This window comes from Janthinobacterium glycogeni, from assembly GCF_051380725.1.
Classification (GTDB): domain Bacteria; phylum Pseudomonadota; class Gammaproteobacteria; order Burkholderiales; family Burkholderiaceae_D; genus Janthinobacterium.
Window position 1 is genome coordinate 21,948 of record NZ_JBNYXP010000013.1, and the last position, 14,375, is coordinate 36,322.

At 61.7% G+C, this 14,375-nt stretch carries 13 protein-coding genes; 8 read left to right on the top strand and 5 right to left on the bottom strand.

Annotated features, from left to right (window positions below; translation table 11 throughout):
• Positions 1 to 6: 6 nt before the first annotated feature.
• The 4 genes from ACQ4W4_RS23440 to ACQ4W4_RS23455 all read right to left on the bottom strand — a co-directional run bounded on the left by ACQ4W4_RS23440 (position 7) and on the right by ACQ4W4_RS23455 (position 4,392).
• On the bottom strand, positions 7 to 615 hold the full coding sequence (locus ACQ4W4_RS23440; RefSeq protein WP_436543990.1) for a response regulator transcription factor: 609 nt from the start codon (positions 613 to 615) through the stop codon (positions 7 to 9).
• Complete coding sequence (locus tag ACQ4W4_RS23445; RefSeq protein WP_436543991.1) at positions 605 to 2,200, bottom strand: ATP-binding protein; 1,596 nt, start codon at positions 2,198 to 2,200, stop codon at positions 605 to 607. Before ACQ4W4_RS23445 ends, ACQ4W4_RS23440 begins: the two co-directional genes overlap by 11 nt.
• 120 nt (positions 2,201 to 2,320) lie before the next feature.
• Entirely contained in the window at positions 2,321 to 3,709 is a 1,389-nt protein-coding gene (locus ACQ4W4_RS23450) for an ATP-binding protein (protein WP_436543992.1), read from the bottom strand.
• The gene (locus ACQ4W4_RS23455; protein WP_436543993.1) at positions 3,706 to 4,392 is read right to left on the bottom strand and encodes a response regulator; all 687 of its coding nucleotides are present in this window, start codon (positions 4,390 to 4,392) and stop codon (positions 3,706 to 3,708) included. Before ACQ4W4_RS23455 ends, ACQ4W4_RS23450 begins: the two co-directional genes overlap by 4 nt.
• Positions 4,393 to 4,549: 157 nt before the next feature.
• Between ACQ4W4_RS23455 and ACQ4W4_RS23460 the strand changes: the two genes are divergently transcribed.
• The 4 genes from ACQ4W4_RS23460 to ACQ4W4_RS23475 all read left to right on the top strand — a co-directional run bounded on the left by ACQ4W4_RS23460 (position 4,550) and on the right by ACQ4W4_RS23475 (position 7,409).
• Positions 4,550 to 5,371, top strand: a complete 822-nt coding sequence (locus ACQ4W4_RS23460; protein ID WP_436543994.1) for a MipA/OmpV family protein — start codon at positions 4,550 to 4,552, stop codon at positions 5,369 to 5,371.
• Positions 5,372 to 5,474: 103 nt separating this feature from the next.
• Positions 5,475 to 6,014 carry a universal stress protein gene (locus tag ACQ4W4_RS23465; RefSeq protein WP_436543995.1) on the top strand — a complete coding sequence of 180 codons (540 nt, stop codon included), beginning with the start codon at positions 5,475 to 5,477 and terminating at the stop codon, positions 6,012 to 6,014.
• Between the two features lie 47 nt (positions 6,015 to 6,061).
• Positions 6,062 to 7,060 (top strand): VirK/YbjX family protein, encoded by a 999-nt coding sequence (locus ACQ4W4_RS23470; RefSeq protein WP_436543996.1) that lies wholly within the window; start codon positions 6,062 to 6,064, stop codon positions 7,058 to 7,060.
• A gap of 118 nt (positions 7,061 to 7,178) precedes the next feature.
• Positions 7,179 to 7,409: a DUF6139 family protein gene (locus ACQ4W4_RS23475; protein WP_070224376.1), complete on the top strand. Its 231-nt coding sequence runs from the start codon at positions 7,179 to 7,181 to the stop codon at positions 7,407 to 7,409.
• Positions 7,410 to 7,474: 65 nt separating this feature from the next.
• Here the strand turns inward: ACQ4W4_RS23475 and dnaE are convergent, their stop codons facing one another.
• Entirely contained in the window at positions 7,475 to 11,014 is a 3,540-nt protein-coding gene (gene dnaE, locus ACQ4W4_RS23480; RefSeq protein ID WP_436543997.1) for a DNA polymerase III subunit alpha, read from the bottom strand.
• A gap of 137 nt (positions 11,015 to 11,151) precedes the next feature.
• Here dnaE and ACQ4W4_RS23485 point away from each other — a divergent pair, with 137 nt between their 5' ends.
• The 4 genes from ACQ4W4_RS23485 (at position 11,152) to ACQ4W4_RS23500 (ending at position 14,328) form a co-directional block, all read left to right on the top strand.
• Positions 11,152 to 12,045, top strand: coding sequence for a sulfurtransferase (locus tag ACQ4W4_RS23485; protein ID WP_436543998.1), 894 nt, complete (start codon positions 11,152 to 11,154; stop codon positions 12,043 to 12,045).
• Between the two features lie 225 nt (positions 12,046 to 12,270).
• On the top strand, positions 12,271 to 13,290 hold the full coding sequence (locus ACQ4W4_RS23490; RefSeq protein ID WP_436543999.1) for a glycosyltransferase family 2 protein: 1,020 nt from the start codon (positions 12,271 to 12,273) through the stop codon (positions 13,288 to 13,290).
• Positions 13,277 to 13,990: a class I SAM-dependent methyltransferase gene (locus ACQ4W4_RS23495; protein ID WP_436544000.1), complete on the top strand. Its 714-nt coding sequence runs from the start codon at positions 13,277 to 13,279 to the stop codon at positions 13,988 to 13,990. The genes ACQ4W4_RS23490 and ACQ4W4_RS23495 overlap by 14 nt, the downstream gene beginning before the upstream one ends.
• On the top strand, positions 13,987 to 14,328 hold the full coding sequence (locus tag ACQ4W4_RS23500) for a DMT family transporter (protein ID WP_436544001.1): 342 nt from the start codon (positions 13,987 to 13,989) through the stop codon (positions 14,326 to 14,328). Before ACQ4W4_RS23495 ends, ACQ4W4_RS23500 begins: the two co-directional genes overlap by 4 nt.
• The last annotated feature ends 47 nt before the right edge of the window (positions 14,329 to 14,375 follow it).

The following is a 14,375-nucleotide window of genomic DNA, read 5'->3' on the forward strand; positions in this document are numbered from 1 at the left end:
CAGCGGCTAGCCGGTGCCCAGCATGCTGATGCGCACCAGGTCGGCCACATTATCGACGCCCAGCTTGTCCATCAGGCGCGCCTTGTGCACTTCCACCGTGCGCACGGAAATACCGAGCGCCGGGGCGATATCGCGGTTGTGCTGGCCCGTCACCACCAACTGCATCACTTCGCGCTCGCGCGGCGTCAAGGCGCGCAGCAAGGCGAGCCCTTCCACCTGGCGCTGCAACTGGCCGCGCGCATGCGCCTCGCGCGAAAACGCTTCGTCGATGGCGGCCAGCAGCTTGTCGTGGTCAAATGGTTTTTCCAGGAAATCGCTGGCCTGCGCCTTGAATGCCTGGCGTGCCAGGGCCACGTCGCCGTGCCCCGTGATGATGATGATGGGCAGCATGCACTCAAGCTCCAGCAAGCGGCGCTGCAGGCTCAGGCCATCCATGCCCGACATGCGGATATCGATCAGCAGACAGCCGGCCCACTCGGTCCGCCAGCTGTGCAGGAAATCCTCGCCGCAGGAAAACAGCGCCGTGCGGTAGCCGCGTATGCCCAACAGCAAACCCAGCGCATCGCGCACGGCGGGATCGTCGTCCACGATAAACACCGTCAAATTACTTGTCACCATACTCTCCCTTGGCGCCTGCACTGGCGTGCGCCAGGGGCAGGATAAAACGAAAAATACCATGCTTGCCCACTTCGGCCCATAGCTGGCCGCCATGCGCTTCGACGATGCTGCGGCTCAGTACCAGCCCCAGCCCCAGGCCGCTGGCCTTGGTCGAGACGAACGGTTCGAACAGGCGCGCGGCCAGGCTGTTGGAAATACCGGGCCCGCTGTCTTCCACGGACAGGCGCAGCCGCCCGCCCTCGAGCGGCTCGGCCGACACCGTGATGCGGCGCTGGCCGCGCGGCTGTCCCATCACCGCATCCTGTGCATTGGCCAGCAAGTTACGCAATACCAATTCGATTTGCAGGCGGTCCGCATTGACGGCCAGCGGCGACGGCGGCGCCAGTGCCAGCTCGATGCCATGCTCATGGAACAGCGGCGCGAACTGGCGCGCCAGGCTCTCGATCAAGGCGCTCGCCTGCACCGCCTCGAGCTGCATCGCCCCCGTGCGGAAAAAATCGCGCAGGCGGCGCACCACGTCCGCGGCGCGTCCCGACTCAACGATCATGTGCCCGATGGCGTTTTGCAGCAAAGCACCGTTCTCGCCCCGTTCCAGCAGGTATTCGCACGCCTTGCCATAGGTCGACAAGGCCGTCAGCGGCTGGTTCAGCTCGTGCGCCAGCGCGGCCGCCATTTCGCCGGCGGCCGCCAGGCGCATCGTGTGCTTCAGTTCGTCGGCCACCTGTCGCATTTCATCGACGACGATGCCGATAAAAAAGCCCACCAGCGCCAGCACGGCGTCGAGCAGTTGCAATTCATAAAACTGGATATCGACCGCATGCGTCCATTTCACCAAGGTAATGATGCATAACTGCAATACAAACACGGCCAGCACGGCGCCATGCAAGCCCTGGCGCGAGGCGGCCCAGATGACGGGGAGAAACAGGAAATAGAAATGCTTGTATTCGGAACGCACGATGGAACCGAAGACGCTCCACAGCACGAAGCAGGCCAGGGCCAGGTACGCCAGGGTTTCCCAGCGCCAGACGGCGGCATGCAGGCGCTCACGCCCGCGTTCGCTGAACAGTACCCAGATCAGCGGCATCGACACCAGCATGCCGACCGTGTCGCCGATGCCGAAACGCCAGACGGCCGTGGCCCATTCGGCGGACGGTATGCGCCCCGTGAGCGACAGTAATGAAATATAGCCGATTGCATTGAGCGCGGTGCCTAGCAGCACGATGAGAACCCAGGCGCTCAGGCGGCGCCGGTTGTCGAAGATGTCGCTGCTGCTGAAACTGCGGCGCAAGACTACGCCGATACCGCCATAGCCGAGCACCAGCCACGCCGAACAGAGCAAGGTCAGGGGCAGGCCAGCCGGCATGCCGCGCACCAGCACCTCGCCGGCCACCAGGGCGATGAACCATGGCAGCGCCGCCTTGCGGCCGTGGATCAGCCAGAATACCAGGCCCAGCGCGGGATCTGGATTCCACGGGGTGATGTTCAGTCCGTACATCGGGTCGATATACGTGGCCCAGTCAAACAGCAGGTACAGGCCGACAAAGGCAGGATACGGCAGGTAGCGGGACAGGAAGGGGCGCATAACGGTGTTTTTTAAAACTGTTCCGCATTATGCATCGCAAGCGTGCGCCATGCCATGCCATCTTGCGTTATATGCACATGAAATAATTTTCAGGCAATATCGCATGGCCTGCCAGCGCGGTCAGGCTACGGCCAAGGGCAAGCGCACCTCCACCAGCAAACCCTGGCCACCGTTACCGCTGTGCAACTGAATCGTGCCGCCATGCTGGCGCACGACGGAAGCGACGATGGACAAGCCCAGGCCGCTGCCTGGCTGCGCCTGCTGCGGCGCGCGGAAGAAGCGGTCGAACACGCGGTCATACAGCGCCGGCGCGATGCCCGGTCCCTGATCGGCCACATGCAACACGGCCTGGCCCCGCTCCGCATGCAGCGACACCGTCACGCTGCTGCCGCGCGGGCTGTACTTGATGGCGTTTTCCACTAGGTTGTCGATCAGCGACACCAGACTCTCGCGCTGTCCGGGCACGCTGAGCGAGACGCCGGCTTGCAATTCAAGCTCGATATCGCCCGCCTGGGCCAGGCCGGACAGCGCCGCCAGACGATCTTGCAGCAAGGTATCGAGCGCCTGCCGCTGCGGCAACTCGCCCGCGCCCGCCTGCACTTCACTGCGCGTCAGCTGCAGCAGCTGGCCCACCAGACGCGCGGCCCGGTTGCCGCTGTTCAAGATACCGTCCAGCAGCTCTTGCTGGCGCGCATCATGTACCTGGCCCTGCAAGGCCTCGACATTCACGCGCATGGCCGCCAGCGGCGTGCGCAGCTCATGCGTGGCATCGGCGATGAAGCTGCGTTCGCGCGCAGCGCTGGCATCAACCCGCTGCAGCAGCGCATTGATATTGTCGACCAGTGCCGCCAGTTCGCCGTGCGGCGGCTTGAACGCCAGCGGACGCAAATCCTGCGGCCCGCGCGCCGCTACCTCCTGCGCCAGCTTGCGCCATGGGCGCATGGCAAGGCGGATCGACAGCCAGGCCGGCACCAGCAGGAACGGCAAGCTGATCAGCAACGGCAGCAGATAGTAACCGCGTGAATTGATAGTGATGAACAATTGCCAGGCGCCTCCAGCTTCCAGTACCGTCACGCGCGTGCCGCCCTCGGCCAGGCTGCGGCTGCGCCAGGCCTGGCCCTTGATATACACGACTTCCATCTGTTCCGGGCCGGCGCTGCGGATACCGCTGGGCGCATCGGGCGACTTGTAGACCAGCTTGCCTTCGCGCCAGACCAGGATGCGCGGCGCCAGTTCCGGCACCTGCCCCGTTTCAAACTCCTCGCGCAAGGCTTCGTCGATGGCGCGCAAGCTTTGTTCCTGACGCTGCGGCTGCTCGGCCAGGTTATCGGCCACGCTGATAATGGCGCGCAGCACGCCGCGGCTCACATTGCTCGCTTCATCCGCGCCCTCGACCAGCACATACGCCACGGCCAGGCTCCACACCATGGTCAGCATCAGCATTTGCGCCATCATCAGGCGGCGTACCAGGGTCGGCCGGCGCAGCATGGCCCAGAAACGCCCCATCATGCGCCGGCACCCGATTGGCTGGATGATTCGCCCTGCTGGTCGATGACATAGCCGACGCCGCGCACAGTACGGATATAGCCTTCGCCTATCTTGCGGCGCAGGTTGCCCATATGCACGTCAAGGGTATTGCTGGCATTGGCCAGCCCGCCGGGCAGGATATGTTCTTCCAGCACGCGGCGCGTGATGACCCGGTTGGCGCGCATCAGCAAGGTCTTCAGCAGGGCATATTCACTGGCCGTGAGCTCCACGGGCCGGCCATGCACGCTGACACGGCGGGTGGGCACCTGCAGCAGCAGGCCGCGCAACTCGATGGTGTCGCCATCGAAGCCATAGCTGCGGCGCGCCAGGGCGCGCACGCGCGACAGCAGCTCGGCCAGCACGAAGGGCTTCACCAGGTAATCGTCGGCGCCGCCGTCCAGGCCCCGCAAGCGCTGTTCCAGCGTGTCGCGGGCGCTGAGGATCAGCACCGGCAAGCGGGCCGCGCGCAGCCGGGCCAGCAAATCGAGGCCATCGCCATCGGGCAAGCCCAGGTCCAGCAGCACCAGCTCGCAACTGTCGTGCTCGATGCTGCGCGCCGCATCCTCCAGGCTGCGCACCCAGACCACTTGCATGCCCTGGTCGCGCAAGGCGATCCGCACGCCGTTGCCCAGGTCCATATCATCTTCAATCAGCAATATCTTCATGGTGAGTATTAAACCACCGCAAGCTGAAGAAAGGGTAAAGAAGCGCTCTTCATGCAATCTTAATAAAAGGCTCATTTTTCCTTCATGGCAAGCACAGATACTACCGGCAGTCAATCGAGCCACTCCGGACTCGGTTCTCCACCTGACGGAAAACTCCATGCACGCACCCACAACCCTGCTGACCTCGCTGGCACTCGCCAGCGGCATGATCCTCAACCCGCTGGCCGCCGCGGCGGCCGAACCGCCGGCAGAAAATGTCTTCACCATCGGCGGCGGCGTCGCCGCCGTGTCCAGCTATTCCGGCGCCGACAAGCTGTCGGCCTCGCCGCTGATCATCCTCGACTACGCCATGGCCAATGGCCTGTTCTTCAGCACGTCGCGCGGCATCGGCTATGGCGGCCAGGCCGGCCCCTTCAGCTACAGCGCCGCGCTGGGCTACCGCGGCAACCGCGAAGACCACAAGCGCAATGGCGCCAATGGCTGGGGCGGCAGCGATTACCTGAAGGGCATGGGCGAAGTCAAGGGCAATGCCAGCGCCCTGCTCAGTGCGGGTTATTCGCCCTTGCCGGGCCTGTCGCTGAGCGTCTCGAGCGACATCCCCTTGTCGAACCGTGAAAATGGCGCGAACGTGCATTTCGGCGCCACAGGACAGATCTATGGCCGGGCAGATGCCAAGGGCGTGCAGCAAGACAGCGTGACCATCGGCGGCCAGTTGGGCTGGGGCGAGCGCAAGTACGTGCAGACCATGTATGGCGTGACGGCCACCCAGGCCGCCAATACCTCGTTCAAGCAATACACGCCCAAGGGCGGTTTCTACGAAGCGCAAGCCACCGTCAACTGGGAACACCGCTTCGATGCACGCTGGGGCATCAACACGCTGGTGGGCGTCGAGAGCCGCCTGGGCGACGCGGCCAAGAGCCCCATCGTGCAGCGCAAGACATCGCCGATCGGCGCCGTGTATGTCACTTACCGCTATTAAAAACACGCGAACATAAGGGAAACCCGTACGCTGTTTCGCCAATTTACAGCGGATACGGGCATGGATAAGATGAGCTGGTTTTTCCACCATAGCCATCTTTTCCATGCATGCATCGCGCCTTGCCCCGCAAAGCCCCCGCGCCCCGGACAGCGCCGCGGGCGCCTGCGGCAAGCCGGGTCAGGATGTATTGCTGCTGCTCTTGCCCGTCAAGCGCGCCAGCGACATCATCTACGGCGCGCGCTACGCCAGGCGCCTGCAGGAATGGGGCATCAAAGTGTGCGTCAGCCTGTTGCACGTGACACCGGCGCCGCGACGCTGCGCCGATGGCCTGCCCCGGCAAAGCGCCAACGAATGCGATGCCCTTGACCTGGCCACGCAGCAAATGATGCACGAGGCGGGACTCTACCTGAGCCGCTCTCATATCGATTTCAGCACCCACATTTTCGCCGGCGAGCTGCTGTTTACGATCCTCGATACGGCTGAGCTATTGGGTTGCCACGAAGTGGTCTTGCCAGCGCATAAGCAAGGCGGCTGGCCGCGCCGTTTTTCCGGCGGACTGGCCGGCAAGCTGGCGCGCGGCAGCCGCGGCACCACCATCCTGCTGGCAAACCACGAGGGCGTCAGCAGCCCGGTACCCGTCTGAGCCGGAACGGCTTCGACGCTCCCCCCTTTATCATGGACATGCGCACGATGATGCCAACTATTACCCTGTCTGACGGCTTGATGGCGATGCCGAGCGGCATGCGCCGCTGGCGCGAACTGCTCAAGCTGCATCTGCGCGCCCGCGTGCAACAGCGCCAAACCCGGCTATGGCTGCAACTGCTGAACTCGCATCCGGTGTTTCATGATCTGGTACACGCCTATCCGCACATGATCCACAAGGTCTACCGGCCTTACCTGAGCCTGACCTTGAATTGCCACCAGCGCGTGGAATTGCTGGCCGAACACTATCATTTCGTCTTGCAGCAAGGCTGGGGCAAGCTGATGAGCCAAGCGGCGCACGGGCCCGTACGCCTGGGCACAGTGGCGGGCAAGTCGGGTGCGTCCTACCACCTGCAACTGTGTTCGCTGCATCCGATGGACCGCGAAGGCGAGATGGTGCTGCAACTGATGGATGACGACGACGTGCTCTATTCGATCGCCTTTTCCTTCTTCGGCAGCCAGCTGCGCGCCACCCTGGGCATGCGCATCGGCTGCCTGCAAGGCCCGAAGGGCGAGGAAAGCGCGCACCGCGTGCGCGAGGCAACGCGCGACTTGCACGGCATGCGTCCCAAGACCCTGATGGTGCGCCTGGTGCGCCAGCTGGGATACGAACACGGCTGCCGCAAGATGCTTCTTGTCGGCAATATCAACCGCGCCGTGCACCATTCCGCCAAGAAAGGTCGTTTGTTCGCCGACTACAATGCGCTATGGCAAGAACTGGGCGCGCAAGTGCGCCAGGATGGCGATTTTGAGTTAGCGTGCGAAAACCTGCCCTTGCCGGCGCTGCAAGAAATTCCTTCCAAAAAACGCTCGGAAGCACGCAAGCGCCACGAACTAACGCTGGCCATGATCGCCAGCCTGCTCAGCGGCCTCGACGCCCATCGCAGCCCGGTGCAAGCCGCCACGGCAGGTGCTGCGGCCGCCGCCAGCGAGGTGCGGCAAGCGGCCATGCTCGATGACGACGACTACGCTTCCGTTGTCGCCTGAGCGCCGCCCCCACCTGCGGCACACGCTACAACCCGTGCACGGCGCAATCCTGTTACGCTAGCGCTATCGGTACGCATTACGGTGCGCCGGTTTCCCCAACGCTTACTAGGAGGCATTCATGCGCGTAGACATCTACCGCCGGGCCGAGCACGACGGCATTTTTTCCTACCTCGCCGTGCCGGAAGGAAAACTCATTCCGGAAGAAGTGACCAATACCGACTGGCAGCTCGAAGTGCGCGCCAGCGAAGTGGCCGACGATGCCCAGATCTTGCCCGACTACCATATCGAACAGCCGCACCAGCAGATCGCCGCCAAGGGCTATGCGATCACGGGCCTGAAAGACATGTAAACGTAAAAAAAGCCAAACCAGCATGTCTGCGGTTTGGCTTTGTTGTCTGCGCCGGGCGGTGCCGGTCAGTATTCGACCGCCACCTCTTGCGCGCCCAGTACCTGCTCCAGCGCCATCTGCAATTCATCCGACGGCGCCACTTTCCACTCATCACCAAACTGCAGCACGCAACTGACGCCTTGCGGGCTGACCCGCGCGGCGATCGGCAAGCCCGTCTCGGCCCGGTGCGGCATGATCACATCACGGATGCGCTTGGCGTCCAGGGTGGCCGGCAAGGTCAGGCCCAGCTGGCGGCCATATTGCACGCGCGCGGCGATGATGTCGAAGGCGCTCTCGGCCGTGATCCGCAAGCCGCCCGAAAAACGGTCTTCCGACACCTTGCCCACGACGGCGAGAAACTCGTCTTCCTTGAAGATTTTCCGGTTGGCGTCGAACAGTTCGCCATACACCGTCACTTCCACCGTGCCGCTCTTGTCGTCGAGGGTGACGATGAGGATCTTGCCGCGCTGCGTCATCTGCGTGCGCAAGCCCGTGATGACGCCGGCCATCATGCGCGGCTCGCGCGACGGCGACAGTTCCGACAATTTCGTGCGCGCGAAACGGCGCGCCTCGGGCGCATACGAATCGAACAGGTGGCCGGACAGGTAAAAGCCCAGCGCGATCTTTTCTTCCGTCAGACGCTGTTTATCTGTCCACACGGGCACCTTGACGTACTCGGGCGGCGCCACCATGTCGCTGTCGTCGCCGCCGAACAGGCTCACCTGGTTGGCTGCCTTGGCGGCCTGGTCGGCGCATTCCATGGCGAACGCCACGGATGCGAGCAGGATGGCGCGGTCGACCTTCAGGCAGTCGAACGCGCCGCTGCGGATCAGCGACTCGATGGTGCGGCGGTTGATCTGCTTTTTATCCACGCGCTTGCAGAAATCGAACAGGCTCGTGAACGGCCCGCCCGCCTCGCGCGCGGCGATGATGGCTTCGATGGCGTTCTGGCCCGAGCCCTTTACGGCGCCCAGGCCGTAACGGATCTGCGTGACTTTCTTGCCGCTCACGGACGGCGGCGCGCCGCTCGGCGTGAAGCGGTAGTCCGATTCGTTGATATCGGGCGGCAACAAGGTCAGCTTGCAGATTTCCAGCGAGTCTTCCACAAGGATCTTGATCTTGTCCGTGTCGTCCATGGCCAGCGACAAGTTGGCGGCCATAAAGGCGGCCGTGTGGTGCGCTTTTAAATATGCCGTGTGGTAGGACAGCAAGGCGTAGGCGGCGGCGTGCGATTTGTTGAAACCGTAGCCGGCGAACTTTTCCATCAAGTCGAAGATCTCGTCGGCCTTTTCCGCCGTCAAGCCGTCTTTCGCCGCACCGGCGCGGAAGATCTCGCGGTGCTCGGCCATCTCTTCGGCCTTCTTTTTACCCATGGCGCGTCGCAGCATATCGGCGCCGCCCAGCGAGTAGCCGCCGACGATCTGCGCCATCTGCATCACCTGCTCCTGATACACCATGATGCCGTAGGTTTCGGACAGAATCGATTCCGTGCGCGGATCGGGATAGTCGAAGCGTTCGCCGTGCTTGCGCTTGCAGAAATCGGGGATCAGGTCCATCGGGCCTGGACGATACAGCGCCACGAGCGCGATAATGTCTTCGAAGCGGTCGGGACGCGCATCTTTCAGCATGCCCTGCATGCCGCGCGACTCGAGCTGGAACACGGCCACGGTCTTGGCCTTGGTCAGCAAGTCGTAGGACGGCTTGTCGTTCAACGGCAAGGTCGCCAGGTCGAAGTTCGCCTGCGCCGGGTCGAGCTGCTTGATGTAGCGTACGGCGCGGTCGAGAATCGTCAGCGTCGTCAAGCCCAAAAAGTCGAACTTCACGAGGCCGACGGCCTCCACGTCATCCTTGTCGTACTGCGACACGACGCCCGAGTCGCCGCCCTGCGTGTACAGCGGGCAGAAATCCGTCAGCTTGCCCGGGGCGATCAAGACGCCCCCCGCGTGCATGCCGATATTGCGCGTGATGCCTTCGACTTGCTGCGCCAGGTCCAGCAGCTGCTTGACCTCTTCCTCGTTTTCCAGGCGCTCCTTGAGCAGCGGTTCCTCTTCGATGGCGTCGGCGATCGACACGGGTTTACCGGGCTTGAACGGAATCAGCTTCGAGATGCCGTCGCAGAAGTTGTAGCCGAAGTCCATCACGCGGCCCACGTCGCGGATCGCGCCCTTGGCCGCCATGGTACCGAAGGTGGCAATCTGCGAGACTGCCTCCTTGCCATACAAATCCTTGACGTGCTGGATGACGCGGTCGCGCCCTTCCTGGCAAAAGTCGATATCGAAGTCGGGCATCGAGACGCGTTCGGGATTCAGGAAACGCTCGAACAGCAGGTTGTATTGCAATGGATCGAGGTCGGTAATGAGCAGCGAATACGCCACCAGCGAACCGGCGCCCGAGCCGCGGCCCGGACCGACGGGCACACCGTTTTCCTTGGCCCACTGGATAAACTCAGCCACGATCAGGAAGTAGCCGGGGAACTTCATGTTGCAAATCGTGTCCGTCTCGAACTTCAAGCGCGACTCGTAGCGCGGACGCTCCTTTTCGCGGCGCTCCGGGTCCGGATACAACTGGATCAAACGCTTTTCCAGGCCGGCCTGCGATTCGGCCACGAGGAACTGGTCGATCGTCATGCCGGGCGGCGTGGGGAAGTTCGGCAGTTGCGGCTTGCCCAGGGTCAAAGTCAGGTTGCAGCGCTTGGCGATTTCCACGGAATTGGCCAGCGCGGCCGGCAAGTCGGCAAACAGTTCGGCCATGTCGGCCTGCGACAGGAAGCGCTGGCTGTCATTGAAGCGCTTGACGCGCTTGGCGTTGGCCAGCATTTCGCCTTCGGCGATACAGGTGCGCGCTTCGTGGGCAATGAATTCCTCAGGAGAAATAAATTGCACGGGATGCGTGGCGACGACAGGCAAACCCAGCTTGGCCGCCAGCGCCACCGCATGGCGTACCTGCGCTTCCTGGTTGGCTTGGCCGCCGCGCTGGATCTCGATATAGAAATGGCCGGGGAAAATCTCGGCCCAGCGCTGCGCATTGCGTTCGGCCAGGGCCAGGTTGCCGTTCTCGATGGCGATACCGACGTCGCCGAAATGCGCGCCCGACAGCACGATCAGGCCATCGGCCGCGCTTTCGCCCGGGTACAGCTCGTAGGTATTCGTCGCCAGTGCCTGCAACCACTCGATGCGCAGCTCGGCGCGGCCCTTGTACTGGTTCGTCAGCCAGGCCGTCGACAACAGTTCGCACAGTTGCAGATAGCCCATGCGGTTCTTCGCCAGCAACAGCAGCCGCGACGGCTTTTCGCGGTTGTCGTCATTCGTGATCCACACATCGACGCCGACGATGGGTTTGATGCCCTTGCCGCGCGCTTCCTTGTAGAACTTGACCATGCCAAACAGGTTCGACAGGTCGGTGACGGCCAGCGCCACCTGCTTGTCCTTCGCGGCCGCCTTGACCACGTCGTCGATGCGCACCAGGCCATCGACGATCGAGTACTCCGAGTGCACGCGCAAGTGGACGAAAGCCGGACCGGGCTGCATCGCTTGCTGTGAACCTGCCGGAGCGCCGGCCTCTTGCATTACCATTTCCATCCTGTGTACCGTTTCGTGCAAAATTCAATGGGGTCTATTCTACCGCGTCGCGGGTGCGGACCGGGTATCCTGCCTGGCCTGTCGGGCTTATAATATCGGCTGTTCAGTCTAAACCGATCGCCATCATGCAAGCCATCACCCCAGCAACATCCGCCATTTCCGAAGCCGTCAGCCCGCCCGCCGCCACCTTTGTCAATATCGCCGCGTATAAATTCATCACGCTAGCCGATACGGAAGCCATGCGTCCCTTGTATCAGGAGCAATGCCTGGCGCTGGGCCTGAAAGGCACGATCCTGCTGACGCCGGAAGGCATCAACATGTTCCTGTCGGGCACGCGCGAGCATATCGACAGCTTCCTCGCCTGGGTGCGCAGCGATGAGCGTCTGGCGGACCTGGAATGGAAGGAAAGCTTATCAAATGAGCAATCGCACAAGCGCATGCTGGTCAAGCTGAAAAAAGAAATCATCACCATGCGCATGCCGCTGATCAAGCCGGAACTGGGCCGCGCCCCGTCCGTTGATGCACGCACGCTCAAGCGCTGGCTCGATGCCGGTGTCGACGATGCTGGCAAGCCCGTGGTCATGATGGAAACGCGCAACGCATTCGAGGTGGACGTGGGGACGTTCAACAACACGCTCGATTACCGCATCGACAAGTTTACGGAATTCCCGGCCGTCGCCGCCGCCCACAAGGACGAGCTGGAAGGCAAGACCGTCGTCACCTTCTGCACGGGCGGCATCCGCTGCGAGAAGGCCGCCATCCACATGAAGGAAATCGGCTACGAGAGCGTGTACCAGCTCGACGGCGGCATCCTCAAGTATTTCGAGGAAGTGGGCGGCGAGCACTACACGGGCGACTGCTTCGTCTTCGATTACCGCACGGCGCTGAACCCGAAACTGGAACCGACGGAAACCGTGCAATGTTTCGTCTGCCGCGCCGTCGTCACGCCGCGCCAGCAACTGGCGCCGGAATATGTGTATGAGGTGTCTTGCCCGCATTGTTTTGGGAATAAGGACTAGGTAGCGCCAGTACGCGCCGCCAGGACCGGGGCACCGTTGCCCGCCTGGCGGCATGCGACAGAGCCATGCCATCACACTGCTGGCGCCACGCCCCCCTTCAGCGTGGCCATTCCCGCTGTTCATTTCCCAGCCGGAGCCTGCTCGCTGAGGCGCCACCCCGGCATGTCATAATATTGGCGCATCCGGGAGACGCCAACTTGAATAGAAAAGACCGTAAATAATAAAATGACAATCCAAGCAACCGCCATTGCGGTCGTCATACCAAGTTACAAGGTAGACAAGCACATCCTTTCGGTGCTCGGTCAGATTGGCAACGAGGTGAGTCGCATTTATGTCGTCGACGACTGCTGTCCGAACCAGTCGGGTGAGCTGGTGGAGCGCCACTGCAGCGACAAGCGCGTGGTGGTGCTGCGCCACGCCGAAAACCAGGGCGTCGGCGGTGCCGTCATGACTGGCTATCGGGCCGCAATTGACGATGGCATGGATATCATTGTCAAGATAGACGGCGATGGGCAAATGGATCCCTCTCGCATTTCCGACTTCATTGCGCCCATCTTGGCCGGCGAAGCGGACTACACCAAAGGTAACCGCTTTTACGATCTGGAAAGTGTGCGCTGCATGCCGAAGGCGCGCCTGTTTGGCAATGCCATCCTGTCCTTCATGAGCAAGCTCTCCTCCGGCTATTGGGACATCTTCGATCCGACCAACGGTTACACGGCCATCCACTGCGATGTGGTGCGCTATCTGCCGCTGCAAAAAATCAGCCGTCGCTATTTTTTTGAAACCGATATCCTGTTTCGCCTGAATACCTTGCGCGCCGTCGTCGTCGATATTCCCATGGATGCGAAATATGGCGATGAAGTCAGCAACCTGAAGATTACCCAGATTGTGGGCGAGTTTTTTGTCAAGCATATGCGCAATTTTTTCAAGCGCATTTTCTACAACTATTATTTGCGGGATATGTCGATAGCGTCGATCGAGCTTCCCCTTGGCGTGCTGATGGTCGCCTTTGGCTGCATCTTCGGCTCCACGCAATGGCTCCATTCCATGCACGACGCGACGCCTGCCTCGGCAGGCACCGTCATGCTGTCCGGTTTGCCGGTAATTGTGGGGCTGCAATTGATACTGGCTTTTCTTGGACACGACATCAGTTCGCTCCCCAAAAAACCATTCCATCGCATCCGGCGCGGCATGAAGATGAAGACAATACAGACAGAAACTGGGGGACACGATGCAGCAAGGTGAAGACAAGGCATGGCTTGAATGGCGCGCGCAATTTTCGGACGTTTATGATCATGCCAACTACTCCAGCGCGCTGCAGGCCTGGGTCATGCGATCAAGTCACCGCCTGGCAGAAAAGCCTTTTGCGGCCGATGCATACTTTGACCGCGTGCTGGAAATCGGTGCAGGCACGGGTGAGCATCTGCCTTTCGTGCGCCATGGCTTCGGCGAATATATCCTCACTGATCAAGATCCCAAAACGCTTGAAGTCGCCAAGGCCAAACTGACCGGCCTGCATGACGGCAAACTGGGCTACGAAGCGCATTCAGGGGCCACGCTGACCTATCCCGACAATTGCTTTGATCGTGTGGTCGCCACGCACGTGCTTGAACATATCTTTCCGCCACATCTGGCAATCAAGGAATGGGTACGCGTACTGAAGGATCAGGGCACGCTGTCCATCCTCATCCCCACCGATCCCGGACTTGCCTGGCGCCTGGGCCGTCATCTGGGGCCACGCAAAAGCGCCTTGGCCCAAGGTTTGGCCTACGACTACATTATGGCCAGGGAGCATGTGAATGCCTGCAACAATCTGATCGCCATCCTGCGCCACTACTTTCCGGTCAGGGAAGAGGCATGGTGGCCCCTGCCGTTGCCGTCTATCGACCTCAATTTATTTTTTGCTTTCCATGTCAAGGTCAGCAAACAGGAAAGCAAGCAATGATGGCCTATTTCGTCGCATTTCTATGCGTATTGGGCATGGCCATCGGCCAAATCCTTTTTAAAATCAGCGCCAATGGCCTGCATGAAAGCGGCAGCCTTTTTTCAGCCAAAACCCTGATGGCGCTGTCGGCTGCCATCTGCCTGTATGGTCTGACATCGCTGGCCTGGGTCTGGGTACTGCAGCGCACCGAGCTGGGGAAGGTCTACCCGTTCATGGCTTTCGCCTTTGTGCTGGTGCCAATTGGCAGCTATTTTATGTTTGGCGAACGTTTTCAAACCCAATACCTGGTAGGTGTCGCGCTGATCGTCGCCGGCATCGTGGTCGCCACGAAGGCTTAAGCGTCCAGTCACCTCCAGCGCCCCCAACGCTGGCCCCTATTCCAACT

Coding starts and splice junctions, on each gene's coding strand:
- ACQ4W4_RS23445 (WP_436543991.1), bottom strand. CDS start 2,200: ATGCGCCCCTTCCTGTCCCGCTACCTGCCGTATCCTGCCTTTGTCGGC.
- ACQ4W4_RS23450 (WP_436543992.1), bottom strand. CDS start 3,709: ATGATGGGGCGTTTCTGGGCCATGCTGCGCCGGCCGACCCTGGTACGC.
- ACQ4W4_RS23455 (WP_436543993.1), bottom strand. CDS start 4,392: ATGAAGATATTGCTGATTGAAGATGATATGGACCTGGGCAACGGCGTG.
- ACQ4W4_RS23460 (WP_436543994.1), top strand. CDS start 4,550: ATGCACGCACCCACAACCCTGCTGACCTCGCTGGCACTCGCCAGCGGC.
- ACQ4W4_RS23465 (WP_436543995.1), top strand. CDS start 5,475: ATGCATGCATCGCGCCTTGCCCCGCAAAGCCCCCGCGCCCCGGACAGC.
- ACQ4W4_RS23470 (WP_436543996.1), top strand. CDS start 6,062: ATGATGCCAACTATTACCCTGTCTGACGGCTTGATGGCGATGCCGAGC.
- ACQ4W4_RS23475 (WP_070224376.1), top strand. CDS start 7,179: ATGCGCGTAGACATCTACCGCCGGGCCGAGCACGACGGCATTTTTTCC.
- dnaE (WP_436543997.1), bottom strand. CDS start 11,014: ATGCAAGAGGCCGGCGCTCCGGCAGGTTCACAGCAAGCGATGCAGCCC.
- ACQ4W4_RS23485 (WP_436543998.1), top strand. CDS start 11,152: ATGCAAGCCATCACCCCAGCAACATCCGCCATTTCCGAAGCCGTCAGC.
- ACQ4W4_RS23490 (WP_436543999.1), top strand. CDS start 12,271: ATGACAATCCAAGCAACCGCCATTGCGGTCGTCATACCAAGTTACAAG.
- ACQ4W4_RS23495 (WP_436544000.1), top strand. CDS start 13,277: ATGCAGCAAGGTGAAGACAAGGCATGGCTTGAATGGCGCGCGCAATTT.
- ACQ4W4_RS23500 (WP_436544001.1), top strand. CDS start 13,987: ATGATGGCCTATTTCGTCGCATTTCTATGCGTATTGGGCATGGCCATC.